Raw genomic sequence first — 19690 nt, 5'->3', positions numbered from 1 at the left:
GATGCGTGCCGGGCGTGCGCCGGCCGCATCGTGATACCAACAAGACCATCGACTTTCGCACAAGGATCCTTTATGTCCGGGACAAGGGAAACTGGCTGACAAAGTGTTGCGTGGTCATTCGGCGGAAAGGCGCTGCGATCCGCTTGCCGACGCTGGCACGTCACGTGCTGGGGCGCGGCGTTTCGGGACAGCTTAAGTAGCGGCGACGCTGAGCGCAAGCTTTTCTCGATGGTGTCAATCGCCCGCATGGCAGCATTTTTCACGCCTTGCATCGAAACCTTGGCGCATGCGTGTCCGGATTGGTGGTCGCAAATATGCGAATTTTCGCAGCATGCTTTGCGCGCAACCCAAAAGAGGCGCCATCACGCTTTACGGCAATGCAGGTTAATTATTTCCAGAAGCGGAAAATTGGCACTAATTGAAACTTCGCGGCGGTGGGGGGTGCGGCGGCCGCTGCGCGCGGCCGCCGGCGACATTCAACTGCGGGGACGAATCTTGCGCACGACTTCTAGCAGATCGTCCAACGACACGGGCTTGCTGATGTGCGCCGAGAAGCCGGCGCTGACGGCCTCTCGCATGTCTTCCTTGGCGCCAAACCCGGTAAGCGCGATGGACGGCAGATCGACGCCGTCATCCCGCTCGCGGATGGCCCGCATCAGCGCATAGCCGTCCATGTCGGGCATGCCGATGTCCGACAGCAGCAGATCGAACGGGGACTGATCCAGCCGTTCCAAGGCCTCGCGGCCGCTGGAGACGGCCGTCACGATGGCCCCTTCCAGATCCAGCAGTTCGCGCATGACCTGCAGGACGTCCTCGGAATCGTCGACCAGCAGCACATTCAACCCGTCGAGCGGCATGTCGCCATCGGTTTGGGGCGCGTCCTGTTCTTCGCGCGCCCCGGCCAAGTCCAGCCAAACCGTGAACCGCGCGCCGGCGCCCCGACCGTCCGAGTGCACCTCGATCGTGCCTCCATGGGCGCCGACGAGTTCGCTGACGACCGCCAGTCCGATACCCAGCCCGGGGCTGGTGCCGGCCTTCTGACGCATGTCACCCTGGCTGAACATGTCGAAGACCCGGCCGACAAACTTCGGGTCGATGCCTTGGCCCGTATCGGCCACGTCCAGCCTCAAACGGTTGTCTTCAACAGCGAGCTTGAGCGCGACCCGCCCGCCTTCCGGTGTGAACTTGATCCCGTTGTTCAGCAGATTCCAGATCACCTGCTCGATGCGTACGGGGTCGGCATCCAGGTAGATCGCCAAGGCGGGATCGAAGTCCGCGCGCAGATCGACGCCGGCCGCGGCGGCGGCGGGCCTGAGGACATCTAGGATATTTTTCGCGATGGCCGCGACGTCGATGATCGATTTGTTCAGCGCCAGCTTGCCGGTGCGCACGCGCGACAGGTCCAGCAGGTCGTCGATGATGCGGGCCTGGCCCCTGACCGACCGCTGGATCAGATCAATGGCGCGCGCTGCCGGCGCCAGGTTGCGCACGGCTGGCGTGCGGGCCAGCAGCTCGGCATTTAGCTGAATCAGATTGAGCGGGTGCTTGAGTTCGTGCGACACGACCGCGAAGAATTCGTCCTTGAGCATGCTGTCGGCACGCGCGCGATCCAGCCGCGATTCCTGCTCGGCGTCGCGCAGCTTCAGTTCTGTCACGTCGCGCACGATCTTCGCGAACCCTTGGTAGACCGGGTCGTCCATGCGGTTCACGCCGCCAGTGCAGTAAACCAGGCTGCCATCCTTGCGCTTGTGCCATCGCTCGTCCGGCGCGTAACCGATCTGCCGGGCGCGATCGAGTTCGTATTCCGGCCGGCCGGCGGCAATGTCCTCGTCGGTGAAGATGATGGATATCGACTTGCCTTCGGCTTCGGCGCTGGTGTATCCGAACATCAGCTCGGCGCCGATGTTCCAGTTGGTGATGATGCCCTGGTTATCCAGTGTCATGATGCCGAAGTCGCGGGCGCTTTCCGTCATCAGCTTCAGGTGGGCTTCGCCCAGACGAACCCGGTCTTCCGCCTTGCGCCGGTCGGTGATGTCGATGAACGTCAGGACCGCGCCTTCGATGCGGTGTTCGGCACTGCGGTAGGGCAGCAGCCGCGCCAGATACCAACGGTCGGTGGCGCTGCGCACCTCGCGCTCAAGCGGCCGCAGCGATTCGAACACGCCCGCGGCATCCTTGGCCAGGTCCGGATATTCCAGCCGATGCGTGATGTCCAGCACCGAACGGCCAGCGTCGCTGGGAATCACATTGAAGATATCGGAGGCGCGCGGCGTGAACCACTGAATGCGCATCATGCGATCCACGAACACCGTGGCGATGTCCGTGGACGCGATCAGGTTCTGCAGGTCGTCATTGATCTTGGCGGTTTCGTCGACCTTGGTCTTGAGTTCCGCATTGACGGTAATAAGCTCTTCGTTGACGGACTGCAGTTCTTCCTTGCCGGTTTCCAGCTCTTCGGTGGTCGAACGCAGCTCTTCGTTGATGGCCTGCAGTTCCTCGTTGGAGGCCTTCAGTTCCTCCGTCGAGGTCTCGGCCTGCTCGATAGTGGCCTGCAACTGATCCTTGGTGCGCTGCAGCTCTGCCTCCAGCTGCGTCAGCACGGCGGCAGAGCCGCTCGTCGGGCCCTGGCTGCCATCGGCGCTCATGACGTCTTCGACCTCGTCGAACAGCACCAGCATGTAGTCGCTGGCGGACTCCTCGTGCCGGAACGGCCGCACCACCATGTTGATGTAGGCCTGGCGGTCGCCAAAGGTCATCTTGACCCGCCGCGCCTCAACGCTCTTGCGCGAGTGCAGCGCCTGGAACATTGCCGTGCGCAGTTCGGTGCGAAGTTCGGGATGCACCGACGCCGGGAGATTCCGGGAAGGCTCGCCGCCCGGATGGCGCAGGAAACGGCCTGCGCGGTCCGAGATATGCACGATGTCGCTGTTGGCATCGACGATGACGCTGGGTGGCGCGTACATTTCAAGCGCGCGCTGGTGCACCGCGGCGTACGACACCTTGGTCTCACGCACCGGCGCGGTGGAGGCGTGGATGGGCCGCACGTGACTGAAACCGCCGTCCGTCAGTTCGGGCATGCCGCTCAGCTGCGCCGGGGTTTCGCGCGCGGCGTAGATGCGATAGCGCTTGTCTACCACTTGGAACAGCTGCGGGCACGCATCGGCCGATTCGGAGCTGCCCAGAAAAAGGAAGCCGCCCGGCTTAAGCGCAAAATGGAACATGCGCAGCACATCGCGTTGCACCTCGCGATCCAGGTAGATCAGCAGATTGCGGCAGCTGACCAGATCCAGCCGCGAAAAAGGCGGGTCGCGCAGGATGTTGTGCACGGCAAACAGAACACGCTCGCGCACGTCTTTCTTGATGCGGTATTCGTCGTCCTTGCGGCTGAAGAAGCTTTGCAGCATTGCCTCGGGCACATCGGCCTTGATCGCCATGGGATAGGCCGCCGCCCGGCCCACCGTCAGCGCCGATTCGTCGATGTCGGTGGCAAAGATCTGGATCCTGGGCGGCTGAGGCATCGCCGCAGCCCGCGCGCTCATCAACATGGCGAGCGAATACGCCTCTTCGCCCGTCGAACAACCCGCCACCCATGCGCGCAACGCGGAATCCGGCGCATGGCTGAGTGCCTTGAACAGCTTGGGCAGCACAAATTCATCCAGATTGGCGAAGGCGTCCCGGTCACGGAAGAACTGCGTCACGCCGATCAGCATGTCGGACAGCAGCTTGGGGGTTTCGTCGCTGCGTTCCTGAAGCAGCTTTCCATAGTCCGCCAGGGTCGCGGTGCCCGTGATCTGCATGCGGCGCTCGATCCGGCGCAGCACCGTCGCTTTCTTGTAGTGACGAAAGTCGTGCGCCGTGCGGGCGCGCAGCAAGGCAAGGATCTCGCGCAACGTGTTGCGATCGTGCTTGGACTCATCCACCGCCTGCTCGGCGTCGGCCGCGCCCGCGGCTTCCTCCTCGGTCAGCGGCGGCAGGTGGATGCTGCCCATGTTCTCCGCGATTTTCCTGAGGCGATCCGGCATGATCGACACCGGCAGCACGATGTCCACCGCGCCCGTTGCGATCGCGCTTCGCGGCATGGTGTCGTGTTCGGCGTCCTGGGGCGACTGCGCGAACGTCACGCCGCCCTGTTCCTTGATACGGGCAAGGCCCACCGACCCGTCCGATCCGCCGCCGGACAGGACGATGCCGACGGCGCGCGTTGTGTGCACGTCGGCCAACGTCCGGAAAAACGTGTCGATGGCGATGTGGCGGCCTTCCGGTCTGGGCGTGGCGGCGGTCACGCGCAGATACCCGTCGTTCATCGCCAGCGTCGCGCCCGGGGGTATCACATAGATGTGATCACGCTGGATCGGGACCGGCTTGGTGACCTGCGCGACCGGGATGACGGTGCTGGACTGCAAAATCCTGTCAAGGACGCTTTCGTGATCCGCGGACAGGTGCACCACCACGACGAAGGCCATGCCGGGCTTGGCCGGCATATGCGAAAAAAATGTTTTAAGCGCGTCGATCCCCCCGGCTGAGGCGCCCAGGCCGACCACAGGAAAGCTGAGGTCACTACGGACGACGCCGGGCTTGTTGTTCGGAACGGACGGCGAATCGGACATTTTTTGCCTGGGGTGACGGGCTGAAGGGTATCGGCAATGATACAGGTCGCGAAAAGCGCGGCGGCTTCACGTCACGATGCAGGCCCCGGCGGCAGCGCACGCTTGTGCGCGGTGGCGTTGAACTGCCGCTCGATCACCGCCACGGCGTCCGGCGCAATCGCCTCGCCTTCCAGATATCCATCGATCTGGGCATACGTGACACCGTACGCGTCCTCATCCGGGCGCAACGGCCGCAACGATTCCAGGTCGGCCGTGGGCACCTTCATCACCAGACGCTCCGGCGCCCCCAACTGCGTTCCCAACGCCCGTACCCGCCGCTTGGTCAGTCCACGAAGCGGCAGCACATCCGCCGCGCCGTCACCATGCTTTGTGAAGAAACCCATCAACGCCTCGGCCGCCTGGTCCGTGCCGATGACCAGGCAATCCAGCGCGCCGGCTATTGCGTACTGGGCGATCATGCGCTGCCGCGCCTTGATGTTGCCCGCGCCGAAGTCCTCGGCCGCCTCGTCCGCGTAGGCCACGCCCGCTGCGCGAAGCGCCTCGCGCTGCGCGTCCACCGCCGGCTTGATGTCGATGCGCATGCGGCGGTCCGGCGCGATGAAGTCCAGCGCCTGCGCCGCATCTTCCTCGTCGCGCTGTTCGCCATAGGGAAGGCGTACCGCGATAAACGTGGCCGGCCTGCCTTGGGATCGCACACGTTCGACGGCAAGCTGCGCCATTCGAGCGGCCACCGTGGAGTCCACCCCGCCGCTGATGCCCAGCACATAGCCCGCGCGCCCGGCGCGAGTCAGGTAGTCGGCCAGGAATGCGATCCGCGCTTCCAGTTCTGCCGCCGCGTCAAAGTCCTTGGTGACGCCCAGTTCGCGCGCAATGACGTCTTGCGCCCGCAAGGACGAGTTCTCGGATTGCATATTCACTCCTTTCAGCTTCTGGCGGATCCTCGCAGCAAACCGTGTGCCCAGCGGTTTGCCCGCCCCTGGGCTGCGGCCGCGCAGGCACACAACTTGCTCGCCTTGCCCGGGGATTGCGTTTTGCTTGAAGGAGGCGCCGCAATGGACCCGAATTGGTCGACGATGTTTTCGTTTTCCGTGGCCCCGCTGGAAATCTTCATCCGCGGGACAATCGTTTATTGGTTCATCTTCCTGCTGCTCCGGCTTGCCGGGCGACGCGATGTCGGTTCGCTGGGTGTGGCCGACATGCTGGTGCTGGTGCTGATTGCCGATGCCGCGCAAAATGCGATGGCCGGTGAATACAAATCCATCCTGGATGGGATGGTGCTGATTTCCACGATTCTCGGCTGGACAGTGTTGGTTGACCGCGTCAGTTATTTTTGCAAGCCGCTGGGCCGCCTGCTGGAGTCGGATCGCGTGTGTCTGGTGCGGGACGGCGTGATCGCCAAACGGGCGCTCCGGCGTGAATACCTAACCGAAGATGAGCTCATGAGCCAGCTTCGGCTCAAAGGGGTGCTTGAACTATCTGAGGTGCGCCGGGCGTATATCGAACCGGATGGCGACATCAGCGTCATCAAACGTCGGACGCACAACCGGTTTCGCCGGGTATAGCGCCGGTCCCGTGAAGCACCCGGCGCTCAGGGCATCGTATGCGCGTCCTCGGTCAGCACCTGCATCAGGGCTTCAACGGAATAAGGCTTCTGCATGACCGGAAAGCCCAGCGCCCGGGGCCCTGCCATCGCCTCGCTGTAACCGCTGGCCAGCACGATCCGGATGCCGGGCCAGCGCTCCCGGATCCGATAGGCCAGATCCATGCCGTTCATGCCGGGCAGCACCAGATCAAGAATGGCCAGGTCGAACCCGCCGTCGCGCTGTTCCAGTTCCTTCAGGGCCTTTTCGGCGTCAACGGTCCAGGTGAGCCGTTGTCCCAGCTCCCCCAACCACGCAGAAACGACCTCGCCGACCATGCGGTTGTCTTCCACCAGCAGCACCTCGCGGCGCACCGGCACGTTGGCCAGCTCAACGGAGACGGGCGATTCGGCCGTGGCGCCCGACGCCTTCGCGGCTGGCAGGTACAGCGTGAACGTCGTGCCCGTGCCCACCGTGCTGTCCACCGTAACGTCGCCGCCCGATTGCCGGACAAAGCCTTGCACCTGGCTCAACCCCAAGCCGGAGTTCTCATGCTGGCCCTTGGTCGTGAAGAAGGGTTCGAAGACATGCGCCAGCACCTCCGGCTCAATCCCGCTGCCGGAATCCTGCACCGACAGCGCCACCTGCGGCCCATTGAGCCTCGCCAAGCCGCCAAGCGTCGCAGTGTCGGGCACGATCTGGGCCGATATCCTCAATTGGCCGCCCGAGGGCATCGCGTCGCGCGCGTTGATGACCAGGTTGAGCAGCGCCGACTCAAGCTGGGTGGGATCGGCGAAGATCGTACAGTCGCCCGGCCCGAACTCGTAGCTGACCGCCACGGACGACCCCACCGTGGTTTCGAAGAGCGGCCGCATCGAAGCCAGGCTGTCGCGCACGTCGAACGCGTGCGGCTGCAGCGGCTGCCGCTTGGCGTAGGCAAGCAACTGCCGGGTAAGCTGGGCCGCTTTTTCCGTCGTGTCGATGATGATGCCCACATAACGCATCAGCGAAGCAGGCAGGTCGGGATAGCGCTTGATGAATTCCGCGGAGAACCGGATCGCCGTCAGGAAATTGTTGAAGTCATGCGCCACGCCACCCGTCAGCCGGCCAATGGCCTCGTTGCGCTGGGCATGGTGCATCGAATCGCGGGCTTCCTGCAGTTGCTCGTTCCGCTCTTTCTGCTCGGTGATGTCGCGCGTGATCTTCGCGAAGCCGACCAGTTCGCCGCGATCGTCAACGACCGGGTCGATCACCACGCTGCACCAGAACCTGCTGCCGTCCTTGCGCACACGCCAGCCCTCGGCCTCGAAGCGCCCCTCGCGCCGTGCCGTCTCCAGCGCGCGCCCCGGCACGCCGGCATTCCGGTCCTCCGGCGTGTAAAAAACGGAGAAGTGCTGCCCGATGATCTCGTCCGCGCCATAGCCCTTGAAACGTTCAGCGCCCGGATTCCAGCTGCTGACGCGGCCATTGGCGTCCAAAAGGTAGATGGCGTAATCCCGTACTGCCCCTACCAGCAGACGATAGCGATCCTCGGACGGAAAATCCGGTAAAGAAGTCATGCAATGTCCCCACCTGCGTGTCTATTCATGCTCAAGCCCCCGTCAGCAAACGGCGTGCCATCCCGAAAACTCTGTTACAGCCGCCGCCCGGCAGGCACAAAATTTGCTGTAACAGCGATCAGTGGGCGGCCCATCCCTGGCGCCGTCCGGGCATAGAGGGCCTTAGCAATGCAACCCATTCGTAAAGCTGTATTTCCCGTCGCGGGCCTCGGCACGCGGTTTCTTCCCGCCACCAAGGCCATGCCCAAGGAGATGCTTCCCATCGTCGACCGGCCGCTGATTCAGTATGCCGTCGAGGAAGCGGTCGCCGCAGGCATCACGGAACTGATTTTCGTCACCGGCCGAAACAAGCGCGCCATCGAAGATCATTTCGACCGCGTGCCGGAACTGGAATACGACCTGGAAGCGAAAAACAAGAACGCCCTGCTGGAAACCGTCCGCAACGTCATTCCGGACAACGTCAAATGCGTGTACACCCGCCAGCCGGCTGCCCTGGGGCTGGGCCATGCGGTGCTCTGCGCGGCGCCCATTGTAGGCAACGAACCGTTTGCCGTGCTGCTGGCGGACGACATGATAGACGCGGATGCCCCCGTCATCGGCGAAATGGCGAAGGTAGCCCGGGAGTTCGACGGCAGCGTCCTCGCGATCCAGCAGGTGCCCAAAGCCAACACCCACCAGTACGGGATCGTCTCCGGCAGCCGCAAGGCGCACGGCGTGATGAGCCTGACGGGCATCGTGGAAAAGCCCAAGCCCGAGGATGCGCCGACCGACCTGGCGGTCGTCGGGCGCTACATCCTGGAGCCCGAAATTTTCGCGCTGCTGGAGAGCACCCAGGCGGGCGTGGGTGGAGAAATCCAGCTGACCGACGGCATCGCCGCCCTGCTCAAGGCCCGAAACGTCTTCGGCTTCGAATACGAGGGCGTGCGCTACGACTGCGGCAGCAAGGAAGGCTTCTATCGTGCCACGATGGAAATTGGACGCAAGTATCACAACCTGGGTTGACCGCGCGGGCACGCGCTCCCATCTTTACAAAGGAACCTACCCCATGACCGATTCGAAAGCCGCCCCACCGCCCAATCCGCCGCCGTCGCCTCACGTGGATCGCGCAGAGACCGGCTACACGGGTCAACCGACCGAGGACGGCCCGCCCACGGGGGACGTCAATCAGAACCCCGACACCAATTCGGGGTATCCCGCCGGCGGGTCCCAGGCGCCCGCGGGCAAGGATCCGTACGGACGCCCCAAGAAATCCGAGTCCTGACCATACCTGACCGGAAGGCCCAGGAGACCGCGCACACGCTTCGCGGTTTCCTGGTCCATCGCATCGCCATGTACCTTCCCTTTCCCGCCGACGCAGACGCCTGATTGGCGCGCGGGCGGCCAAGCTCAGATGTTTCCTCTTTACGCCCAATTTCTTAAACGCGCCGCCGCCTATCGCGACGCGATCGGACAGGACAATGTCCGCCTACCCCTGCAAACCATTACCGCCGTCTTGCTGGCCTATGGCTGGATGCGGTGGCAGCAGATGCCGGATCTGGCATGGGGCGCCTTTTCCGCGCTATTTGTGGTGCGGGCCACGGTGGAGGGCACGGTCGGCGAAGCAGCCGCGCGCATCCTGGGCGCAATGATCGGGGTGGCGCTGGGCATTGCCCTCGTGCCACTTGCCGCGGTCACCGGCCTGCCGGCGCCATGGAGCATCGTGGTCGGCGTAGGCGCCGCCGCTTGCCTGACGTTACGCTGGCCCTCCTTGAACTACAGTCTCGTCACGGCGACCATCCTGACCGTGACCCCGGACGCCGACCTCGTTGCAGGCGCCGTCAACAAGACACTTGCGATCGTCGTGGGCTCGGCCGCCGGCATCCTGGCCGCCTTTGCCGTGCTGCCGCTGTCGGCCCGTCACAGCATGCGCTACAACCTTGCCGCCTCGTTGCAGCTGTACGGGGAATTGCTGGTCGAATGGGCCGCCGCCCTGAACGAAGGCCGAGAACGCCCGCGGCCGCGCGACAAGCCCGCCCTGGAACGCGCGCACTGGCGGGCGATCGACATGGCACGCCAGTCCCGATCGCTGCCCATCGACTTTGTGGGCCGCGACACCCAGGCGCAGCGATTGCAGGAGCGGATCGAGGAGCTATGGCTTACCGTCCCGCTGATGGAGCGCGTGGGCGGCGTGCAAGTCACCGAGAACGTCTCACGCCGTCTGGGCCCTGCCCTGCATGCGGTTGCGCAGGCGGCGCAAACGCAGATCGACGGCCTGGCGCGCGCCATTCGCGAACGGGGCGCCGACGCGCCCCTGTGCTGCACCAGTCAACAATTTGCTCAGCTGGACGCCGTGGTGCAGGAAGCCGCCAGCGGCGGCGGCTTCACGTGTGACGAACGGGTGGCGGTGGATCTGATCCGCTGGTCCTGGCACGAGGTCACGCGGGAATTGGATGCCCTGTGCGACACCGTGCAGCCTGCCGCGCAACAGACCCCATCCCAGGCCGGGGCCTGAAGCGCGCCACGCGTCATGGCGTGAGCACCACCTTGATGCACCGATCCTCCTTGTCGCGGAAGGTCTTGTACATATCGGGTCCGGCCTCAAGCTTTGCGCGGTGCGTGATGACAAACGACGGATCGATCCTGCCCTGCACAATCAGGTCGAGCAGCTCGTCCGTCCAGCGCCGCACGTGAGTCTGGCCCATGCGCCACGTCAGTCCCTTGTTCATCGACGCGCCAAACGGAATCTTGTCGATCATTCCCCCGTAGACGCCGGGGACCGACAGGATGCCGGCGGGCCGGCACACATACATCATCTCGCGCAGCACGTGCGGCCGGTCGGTCTCGGCGCCCACTGCCTGCTTCATCCGGTCGTAAAGGTGCTCCATCGAACTGCTGGCGTGCGACTCCATCCCGACCGCGTCGATGCATTTCTCGGGGCCCTTGCCGTGGGTCAGCTCCTTTAGCCGCTCCACCACATCCTCGTCCTGGAAGTTGATCGTGACCGCGCCGCAGTCGCGCGCCATCTTCAGCCGCTCCGGCACGGATTCGATGCAGATCACCTGTCGCGCGCCCAACAGGATCGCGCTCTGGATCGCCATCTGGCCCACGGGTCCGCCGCCCCACACGGCGACGGTGTCGGTCGATTCGATGTCGCACTGCTTGGCCGCCTGCCAACCGGTGGGCAGGATGTCGCCCAGGAAAAGAACCTGTTCATCCGACAGCTCGCCGGGCACCTGCACATGGGTCGAATCGGCAAACGGCACACGCACGTATTCCGCCTGGCCGCCGGCATAGCCGCCGGTCAGATGGGTGTAGCCGAACAGCCCCGCCGTCGTATGCCCGAACATCTTGGCCGCCTGGTCCGCGTTGCGGTTCGTGCGCTCGCAGACTGAAAAGTTGCCCTTCTTGCACTGGTCGCATTCGCCGCAGGTGATGGTGAACGGAATCACGACCCGGTCCCCCACCTTCAGGTTCTGCGCCTGCGCGCCGACGTCCACGACTTCACCCATGAACTCGTGACCCATGACGTCCCCGGACTTCATGCCGGGCATGAACCCGTCGAACAGATGCAGGTCCGATCCGCATATCGCGCACGCGCTCACCTTGATGATCGCGTCGCGCGGATGCTCCAGGATCGGATCGGGCACCGTGTCGTAGCGGATGTCGTGTTTGCCGTGCCAGCAAAGTGCTTTCATTGGAATCTCCTTTGGCGTGACCGCAACACGCGATCAGGCCTGGCGCAGCAACTGCCATGCCGCCGCGTCGCCTCGTGAAGTCCATCGGAGCGTGACCGCGGCACGCGGATGAACGCAGAACTTGCAACGTCGGTCAAAAAATATCCAAGACACCCCACGCGCCGCGCGGCCACGCGTGGGGTGCCGGGCATCACGTGCCGTCCCCGGCAGCCCAGGGCTTCGGCACGTAGCTTGCGACGACGTTGCACACGCTTCGGTTGCCCCTTCGGCGCCAGCCGCTCCCATCATCACCACCCCGCTTCCTTTCTGGAGTTTCCATGCGTACCGTCGATGCCTCGATTGGCGGCGCGCCTCACGCTCACGCTTCCGCTTCGCCGCAATCACCCGCAGCGAATGGATGGCTGACGCGCGAGCGCCCTGCGATATTGTGCTTTTCCCATTTGCGCTGGAACTTCGTGCACCAGCGGCCGCAGCATCTGATGACGCGCTTTGCGCGTGGCCACGCCGTCTTCTATATCGAAGAGCCCGTCTGGGAAGACGCGGCACAACACGGCTGGCTCGAGTCCAGCCACGTGGACGGCGTCACCGTGATCACGCCGCATGTCGCGAGGGAACAGGCGGTGCAAGACCAGCGCCGCCTGTTAAGCGACCTCTTGCATGAACACGGGCTCAACGCGCCGGTCCTGTGGTACTACACGCCGATGAGTCTGCCCTTTACCGAAGACATCGAGGCCGGGCTCGTCGTGTACGACTGCATGGACGAGCTGTCCGCGTTTCGTGGAGCGCCGCCAGACCTGGTTGGACTGGAACATCAGTTGCTCGCGCGTGCCGACGTCGTCTTCACAGGCGGCCACAGTCTGTACGAAGCCAAGCGCCGCCTGCATCCCAACGTGCATGCCGTCCCCAGCAGCGTGGACCGGGACCATTTCGCGCGGGCCCGGACCTCGGTCAGCATCCCGTCCGATCTGCTCGCAATCCCGACGCCGCGCCTGGGCTTTTACGGCGTGCTGGACGAGCGCTTCGATACCGGTCTGCTCGCGACAGTTGCCGGGCTGCGGCCCGATTGGCAGTTCGTGCTGATTGGCCCGGTCGTCAAGATCGATCCGGCAACGCTGCCGCAGGCGCCCAACATCCACTATCTCGGCGCGCGGGGGTATGACCAGCTTCCCGGTTATCTGGCGGGATGGGACGTCGCCTTGATGCCGTTCGCCATGAACGAATCGACGCGCTACATCAGTCCCACCAAGACGCCGGAATACCTGGCGGCTGGCAGGCCCGTCGTGTCCACGCCGATCGCGGACGTGGTGCGCGCCTATGGCGGCTGCCCCATCGTGCAGATCGCCGCCAACGCGGCGGACTTTGCGCAGGCCATCTCGCGCGCGCTCGCGTCCTCGGCCAAGCCCGACACGGTCGCCCAGCACGCCGACCGCGCGCTGGAAGGCATGTCGTGGGAACGCAGCTGGGAAGGCATCTGCGACGCGATGAATCGCGCCTGGACCAGCTCCCCGCGCGGTCTGCGACAAGGCCCCGCGGGGCCAAGCGCCGTTCGCATGGCACGCAAGATGCCTTCCCAGCGTTACGACTTTTGATCGTGGGAGCGGGGTATGCCGGCAGCGTGCTGGCCGAGCGCCTGGCTCGTGGCAGCGGCAAACGTGTCATGGTGGTGGACCGGCGCCCGCACATTGCCGGCAACGCGTACGACTTCCATAACGAGTCGGGACTGCTCGTGCACCGTTACGGGCCTCATATCTTTCACACGAACTCGGACAAGGTTCTGCAATACCTGTCACAGTTCACGCAGTGGCGTCCCTATGAACACCGGGTGCTGGCGCGCGCCGACGGGATGCTGGTGCCGATGCCGATCAACCTCACCACGCTCGAGCGCTTGAACGGCCGCAGCTTTACCGCGGCCCAGGCCGAGCAGTTCCTGCAGACGGTGGCCGAACCGGCGTCGGTCGTCTCCAGCGCCGAGGACTACGTGGTCTCGCAGATCGGACGCGTCCTGTACGAGAAATTCTTTCGCGGCTACACGCGCAAGCAATGGGGCCTGGATCCCTCGCAGCTGGATCGGTCCGTGGCGGCGCGCGTGCCAACACGGCTGTCGCGAGACGACCGCTACTTCACCGACCGGCACCAATGCATGCCGCTCATGGGCTACACGCGCATGTTCGAGCGCATGCTGGACCATTCGAACATCTCGCTGGCGCTGGGCATGGATTTCGAGGAGGCCAGGTCCGCCTTCCAGTACGACGAGCTGGTCTATACCGGCCCGATCGACGAGTACTTCGGCTACTGCTTTGGCCCATTGCCTTACCGGTCGCTCAAGTTCCGGCACGAAACGCTGGACGAAGAGTGGCACCAGCCCGTGGGCGTGGTCAACTACCCGGCCGAAGACGTTCCCTACACCCGCATCACCGAGTACAAGCACCTGACGGGCCAGCGCCATCCCAAGACGGCGGTGACCTACGAATACCCCAGCGCGCAGGGCGATCCGTACTACCCCGTTCCCCGGCCCGAGAACGCCGCGCTCTTTCGCCGGTACCAGGAACTGGCGGACGCGTGTGAGGGCGTGCACTTCGTTGGGCGTCTGGCCACCTACCGCTACTACAACATGGACCAGGTCGTGGCGCAGGCCCTGGCTACGTATGAGCAAATGGCAAGCCGCCAATCGGAGCCGCGCAACGCAATGATGGCCGAATGAGTCCGGGCATGCGCTTCCGAAGTTTCCTGCAGGCCGGGTTCGAGTGTTCGTGCCACCGGTTTCCAGACGGGCGGCAGCTGGATCTCATCGAATCGACGGGGCACGCAAGGTGGGCGGCGCAGGACTACGCCGCCATCGCCGCGCTGGGGCTGCGGACGGCCCGCGACGGGGTGCGCTGGCATCTCGTGTGTCCCGCCGGCAACGTGTACGACTGGTCCGCGGTCCTGCCGCTGGTGCGCGCGGCCCGCGACAGCGGCGTCGAGGTGATCTGGGACCTTTGCCACTATGGCTGGCCGTCGTGGCTGGACATCTGGTCGTCCGCCTTTCCCGAAGCGTTCGCCCGCTATGCCGCCGCCACGGCCCGCCTGATCGCCGGAGAAACTGGAATGCCAACCTGGTATTGCCCGATCAACGAAATCTCTTATTGGAGCTGGGCCGGCGGCGACATGGCGCACTTCGGGCCGTGCACGCTGGGCCGCGGCCTTGAATTGAAGCGGCAATTGGCGCGAGCCGCGATTCAGGCCAGCGACGCAATCCTTGAAGCCGACCCCGCCGCCCGGCTGGTCTGCGCGGAACCGCTGATCGCCGTCCAGCCGGCGCTTCCCGGCGACGCCCGTGAGGCTGCCGCCGCCAGCGAGGCGCAGTTCGAGGCGCTGGACATGCTGTGCGGACGCGCGCATGCGGATCTGGGCGGCGACGCGCGCTATGTGGACGTGGTCGGCCTGAACTACTACCCCCACAACCAGTGGCTGCACCGCGGCCCGCCGCTGCCGTGGGACGACCCGCGTTACACGCCGCTCGCCCAGCTCCTGCAAGGCTGCGCGCACCGTTACGGCAAACCGCTCTTCATTGCCGAGACGGGCGCCGAGGGCCTGGCGCGCACACCCTGGATGCGGTATGTCGCGGACCAGGTCGCGTCGGCGCGGGCACGCGGCGTCGACGTGTCGGGCATCTGTCTGTATCCCGTGACGGACTACCCCGGATGGGAGGACGACCGCCACTGCCCAACCGGTCTTTTGAGCGCCCCTGCCGCCGACGGCCGCCGCAGCGTGTACGCCCCGCTCGAAATCGAGGTTCGCGCGCAGGCGGCACGCGCGGGACTCGGCCCCAGCGGCCTGCTTGCGGCGCCCGCCCCCCGCGCCGACGGAGATTGAACATGCCCGACCTGCCCGCCCTACCGTCGCAGCCTGCGGCCTTTCTCTGGCGATACGTCCGCCAGCGGCCCTGGGCCTTTGGCCTGCTGGCGATGATCGTCGTCCTGGCCGGGGTGTGCTCGGTCACGGTGCAATACGCCATGAAGCTCATTGTGGACGCCTTGGCGCTGGGCGCCTCCGCGTCCGTGCAGGTATGGTGGGCGCTTGGCCTGTTCCTGGGGCTGATCGCGGTCGAGGCCGCGCTGTGGCGATGCGGCGGATGGCTAGGCTGCCGCAACATCGTCGCCGCCTGCGCGGCGCTGCGGGTCGAAGTCTTCGAACACCTGAGCCACCATTCGACCCGCTATTTCCGCCAGCATCACTCGGGCGCGCTGGCTAACCGCATCTCGTCCACCGCCAGCGCCGCCGGCGCCATCTACGGCGCCATGGTCTGGAGCATCGTGCCGCCGTGCGTCGATTTCCTGGGCGCCGTCGTGGTCCTGGGCACCGTGGACTGGCGCATGGCGGCCGCGCTGCTGGGCTTCGTGCTGGTGCTGGCTGCCATCATCGTGTCGTTCGGCGCGCGCGGGCGCAGCCTGCATCAGCAGTACGGCGAGCAGGCCGCGCACGTGGGCGGCGAAATCGTGGACGCCATTTCCAATATCTGGGCCGTGCAGGCCTTTTCCGCGCAGGCGCGCGAGCGCGCCCGGCTGGAAAAGGCTTTGGGCGAGGAGGCGCGCGCCCAGCGCAGAAGCTGGATGTACGTCGAGAAGGCGCGCGTCATCCATGACGCCTGCCTCTGGCTCGTGGCTGGCGCCATGTTGTTTTGGGTGCTGCGGGCGTGGGAGGCGGGCCGCGCCAGTCCCGGCGATGTGGTGGTGGTCAGCGCGCTGACCTTCCGAATCCTGCACGGCTCGCGCGATCTGGCGCTGGCGCTGGTGGGCACCGCTCAGCAATTCGGGGTCATTGCCGAAATGCTGCGCCTGGTAGGACGGCCGCACTCAGTGCCCGACGTACGCGGCGCGCATCCGCTGCGCGATCCGGCCGGCGCCATCACCTTCGAAGGGGTCCACTACACCTATCCGGACGGCTGCCACGCGTTGCGCGGCATCACGCTGTCCATCCGGCCCGGGCTGAAGGTGGGGCTGGTCGGCGCGTCCGGCGCGGGCAAGTCGACCCTGCTGTCGCTTCTGCAGCGCGCCGACGAGCCGCAGCAGGGGCGGATCCTGATCGGCGGCCAGGACATACGCGCCGTGACGCTGGAAAGCCTTAAGGCCGCGATCTCCGTCGTGCCGCAGGACGTCAGTCTGTTTCGCCGCTCCATCATGGAGAACATCCGCTATGGCCGCCCCGAGGCAACCGAGGACGAAGTGATCGCCGCCGCGCGCCAGTCCCATTGCGAGCCGTTCATCAAGCGGCTGCCGCAAGGCTACGACACGATCGTCGGCGAGCGCGGCGCGTTGCTGTCAGGCGGCGAGCGGCAGCGCATCGGCATCGCGCGCGCTTTCCTGAAGGATGCGCCGATCCTGCTGCTGGACGAGGCCACGTCCGCGCTGGACAGCTACTCCGAGCAGCTCATCAAGGAGGCGCTGGCCGAATTGATGCGCAGCCGCACCGTCGTGGCGGTGGCGCACCGCCTGTCGTCCCTGACGCGTTACGACCGGATTGTGGTGGTGGACGCGGGCCGCATCGTGGAAGACGGCCCGCTGGACGAACTGCTGGCCGCACGCGGCCCGCTACGCGCGCTGTGGGACCTGCAGTCGGGACATGATGGGCGCGGCGGCCAGGAAGCCCTGCGCACGGTGTCCGCCCCTGCCTGAACGCCTGCCCGGGCGTGCGTTCCCGCGCGCGCATGCAGGAACAGGACATGCGGACCGCGCCGCCGACGGCGCGCTTGCGACGCCACTCAAGGAAACTGCCATGGAACTCGTCCGCACTCCCGATGACCCTGCCGCCCCTCGCCGCCTGCGGCGAGCCAGCTTTTTGCTGGGTTTCGCCATGGGCGGCTTCTTTGACGGCATCCTGCTGCATCAGATTTTGCAATGGCACCATCTGCTCTCGAACGTGCGGGCCGGGCCGCTGGGGTCGCTGGGCGCCCAGGTCGCCGCCGATGGCGTCTTTCACGCCATCATGTACGTCATCGCCGCCGCCGGGCTCATCGAATTGTTCCGCGCCCGGTCAGCCGCGTCGCCGGGCACGCCGATCCGCCCGCGCTGGGGCCACTTCTGGATCGGTTTCGGCTCCTGGCACATCATCGATGCGCTGCTCTCGCACTGGATCACCGGCATTCATCGCATCAAGATGGATGCGGAACAGCCGCTCATCTGGGACATCGCCTGGTTTGTCGTATTTGGCCTGGCGCCGCTGCTGGCCGGCTGGAAGACCCGCAATCATCGCCGCCCGCCGCCCACCGGCCGCAACGGCACAACGCTCGTCGGCCTGCTCGCGGCGGCCGTGCTGGCGGGCGGGATGCTGAACCTCTTTCCCTTGCGTGCCGACGCGGACACCACGGTGGTCGCGCTGCGCCCGGACGTGTCCCCCGCCGCGATGTTCCAGGCGCTGGCCGCAACCGATGCACGCATCGTCTGGTCGGATCCGCAAGGATCCGTCTGGGTCATGACCGCCGTCCCCACCGCGCAAAAACTGCGCCTATTTGCGGCAGGCGCGATGTACGTCAGCGGGTCGGTCGCGCCGGCGGGATGTTCGGCATGGCTGACGGCCGGGGCCTCGAGCTGACGCGTCCGGTTGACGCAGCCGGCTGGTCAGCACTGCCCGCCCATTACCGTCAGCGGCGCGCGCGCAATAACCAGCACGCCGCCCCGCCGATCACCACCGCAGCCGCCACAAGCGACGTGCTGGGTTGGTTCATGGCGACCTTCGTATATACGCTGCGGCGGCCTGCCTGCTGCTCCGCGGGATGCGACCCGCCGCCTTCGTAGAGCGAATCCGATCCGCCCCCAGCTGGCGTGCCGCCGCGTTGCTGGCGAAACAGCCACCCGGCCATGCGATCGGCCAGGGACGGCATGTTTTGGCCCAACGTCGAGATGGCGCGCGACGCGCTACCGACATACAGGTCGCGAGCCGGATGCTCGGCCGCGTGCAAGATGGCGTCGGCCACCGCTTCGGGCGCATATACCGGCGGCGGCAGCGTCGGCTGCACGTCCATGTAATTGCGCGCGTGCGACGTAAAGCCGGTGGCAATCGACGCGGGCTTGATAAGCGTGACGGAAACGGGAGCGCCTTCTTCGCGCAATTCCATGCGCAGCGCGTCGGTAAAGCCCTTGACCGCATGTTTGGCTGCGGAATAAGCGCCCTGCAACGGCACGGCGCGGTCCGACACTTCACTGCCCACGTTGATCAGGGCGCCCCCGGATTTCTTCAGGTGCCGCACCGCCACCATCGATCCGTAGACCACGCCCCAGTAATCCGTGTCGAACAGTTTTCGCTGGTCTTCCAGCGGTACCGATTCGAGCTTTCCGAAGATCGACACGCCCGCATTGTTGACCCACGTATCGACGCGGCCATAGCTCTGGATCGCTCGCTCCAGAATGCGATCATGATCATCCTGCACGCCCACGTCCGCGGCCACGCTGATGGCGGACCCGCCGCCGCGCACAATGTCGTCCAGCACGGCCTTCAGCGCCTCTCCCTGGCGAGCGACCAGCACGACCTTGGCGCCGCGCTCGGCGGCCATCCTGGCCGTTGCGGCGCCAATGCCGCTGCTCGCGCCCGTGATGACCATCACCTGGTCGCGTAGCGGTTTCAGTTTGAGTTTCATTGAGTGCTCCCGGTTGGCAACGCGAGAATCGCGCTGGCGGCGGGGCCAGCAATCTCCATTCCTGGTTCGCGCCGTATATGCGGAGCCGTCAGCCCCAGCCGGCTGCCGTTGCTCCCGAGCGCGCCAAGCCAGCGATCCCAGCGCCATCCCCAGCCCGAAAGCCCCATACACCAGCGCCAGCGCCCACGTGCCAAGCCGGTGCTCAAAACCGGGCGTCAGACGTTGCGGCGTCGCCCGGTAATCCACCAGGCAGGCGATTGCCGCCGCGGTCAATCCGGCCACGACGCCCGGTCCCGGCCGATACGTGGCGGGCATCGCCTGCGTGGCGCGCGCATGCAGCACGCCCCAGAACACCGCCGCCGTATGGTGGATTGCATAGCCGGTGGCGGTATGCCGCCAGCTGGGCGCATCGGCCCGCAGCGCCGGGCTTCCCCACACCCAATGGCTTGTCGAATTCGTCGGCGCAGTCCAACTTGCGGCCTGCCTGCGTCCCGCGACAGCCAGGACAAGTGTTGAAAGCACGCTGGCGGCAGAGCCGCTGACCGCGCCCTCGCGCAAAGCGGTGAGCCATGGGTTCATGAGCATTCCTTGTCGAGGTGAACGGGAACGCAGCTTGCGGCCCCGGGCAATGAAAGGCGGCGCGCGGTCGCGTCCGCCA

At 65.7% G+C, this 19690-nt stretch carries 14 protein-coding genes; 9 read left to right on the top strand and 5 right to left on the bottom strand.

Annotated elements, in window-relative coordinates:
• Nucleotides 1–476: 476 nt before the first annotated feature.
• On the bottom strand, nt 477–4607 hold the full coding sequence (locus FBY20_RS20105; RefSeq protein ID WP_142054193.1) for a CheR family methyltransferase: 4131 nt from the start codon (nt 4605–4607) through the stop codon (nt 477–479).
• Nucleotides 4608–4678: 71 nt separating this feature from the next.
• The gene (nadE, locus tag FBY20_RS20100; RefSeq protein WP_056323343.1) at nt 4679–5518 is read right to left on the bottom strand and encodes an ammonia-dependent NAD(+) synthetase; all 840 of its coding nucleotides are present in this window, start codon (nt 5516–5518) and stop codon (nt 4679–4681) included.
• A 141-nt stretch (nt 5519–5659) separates the two neighbouring features.
• Between nadE and FBY20_RS20095 the strand changes: the two genes are divergently transcribed.
• Entirely contained in the window at nt 5660–6169 is a 510-nt protein-coding gene (locus tag FBY20_RS20095) for a DUF421 domain-containing protein (protein ID WP_142054191.1), read from the top strand.
• Nucleotides 6170–6195: 26 nt separating this feature from the next.
• Here FBY20_RS20095 and FBY20_RS20090 read toward each other — a convergent pair whose 3' ends face one another.
• Nucleotides 6196–7746, bottom strand: a complete 1551-nt coding sequence (locus FBY20_RS20090) for a PAS domain-containing sensor histidine kinase (RefSeq protein ID WP_142054189.1) — start codon at nt 7744–7746, stop codon at nt 6196–6198.
• Nucleotides 7747–7914: 168 nt separating this feature from the next.
• On the opposite strand from FBY20_RS20090, the gene galU reads away from it, so the two are divergent.
• The 3 genes from galU (at nt 7915) to FBY20_RS20075 (ending at nt 10237) form a co-directional block, all read left to right on the top strand.
• A complete protein-coding gene (galU, locus tag FBY20_RS20085) occupies nt 7915–8748 on the top strand; it encodes a UTP--glucose-1-phosphate uridylyltransferase GalU (RefSeq protein ID WP_056323333.1) in 834 nt (277 codons plus the stop codon).
• Between the two features lie 43 nt (nt 8749–8791).
• Entirely contained in the window at nt 8792–9007 is a 216-nt protein-coding gene (locus FBY20_RS20080; protein WP_056323330.1) for a hypothetical protein, read from the top strand.
• Between the two features lie 129 nt (nt 9008–9136).
• Entirely contained in the window at nt 9137–10237 is a 1101-nt protein-coding gene (locus FBY20_RS20075) for an aromatic acid exporter family protein (protein ID WP_255452411.1), read from the top strand.
• Between the two features lie 13 nt (nt 10238–10250).
• Here the strand turns inward: FBY20_RS20075 and FBY20_RS20070 are convergent, their stop codons facing one another.
• Nucleotides 10251–11420: a zinc-dependent alcohol dehydrogenase gene (locus tag FBY20_RS20070; protein WP_142054187.1), complete on the bottom strand. Its 1170-nt coding sequence runs from the start codon at nt 11418–11420 to the stop codon at nt 10251–10253.
• A gap of 317 nt (nt 11421–11737) precedes the next feature.
• Between FBY20_RS20070 and FBY20_RS27795 the strand changes: the two genes are divergently transcribed.
• The 5 genes from FBY20_RS27795 (at nt 11738) to FBY20_RS20050 (ending at nt 17990) form a co-directional block, all read left to right on the top strand.
• Nucleotides 11738–13009: a glycosyltransferase family 1 protein gene (locus tag FBY20_RS27795; protein WP_222119275.1), complete on the top strand. Its 1272-nt coding sequence runs from the start codon at nt 11738–11740 to the stop codon at nt 13007–13009.
• Between the two features lie 2 nt (nt 13010–13011).
• A complete protein-coding gene (gene glf, locus FBY20_RS20065) occupies nt 13012–14121 on the top strand; it encodes a UDP-galactopyranose mutase (RefSeq protein ID WP_370458348.1) in 1110 nt (369 codons plus the stop codon).
• 8 nt (nt 14122–14129) lie between these two features.
• Nucleotides 14130–15275, top strand: a complete 1146-nt coding sequence (locus FBY20_RS20060) for a beta-glucosidase (protein WP_142054183.1) — start codon at nt 14130–14132, stop codon at nt 15273–15275.
• 2 nt (nt 15276–15277) lie between these two features.
• Nucleotides 15278–17074, top strand: a complete 1797-nt coding sequence (locus FBY20_RS20055; RefSeq protein ID WP_142054181.1) for an ABC transporter ATP-binding protein — start codon at nt 15278–15280, stop codon at nt 17072–17074.
• 100 nt (nt 17075–17174) lie between these two features.
• A complete protein-coding gene (locus FBY20_RS20050; protein ID WP_142054179.1) occupies nt 17175–17990 on the top strand; it encodes a DUF2243 domain-containing protein in 816 nt (271 codons plus the stop codon).
• Nucleotides 17991–18039: 49 nt separating this feature from the next.
• Here the strand turns inward: FBY20_RS20050 and FBY20_RS28150 are convergent, their stop codons facing one another.
• Nucleotides 18040–19611, bottom strand: a complete 1572-nt coding sequence (locus FBY20_RS28150) for an SDR family oxidoreductase (RefSeq protein ID WP_370458347.1) — start codon at nt 19609–19611, stop codon at nt 18040–18042.
• Between the last annotated feature and the right edge of the window lie 79 nt (nt 19612–19690).

It is taken from the genome of Achromobacter sp. SLBN-14 (assembly GCF_006715415.1).
Classification (GTDB): Bacteria; Pseudomonadota; Gammaproteobacteria; order Burkholderiales; family Burkholderiaceae_B; genus Achromobacter; species Achromobacter mucicolens.
This window is presented reverse-complemented; position numbering and strand designations above follow the sequence as displayed.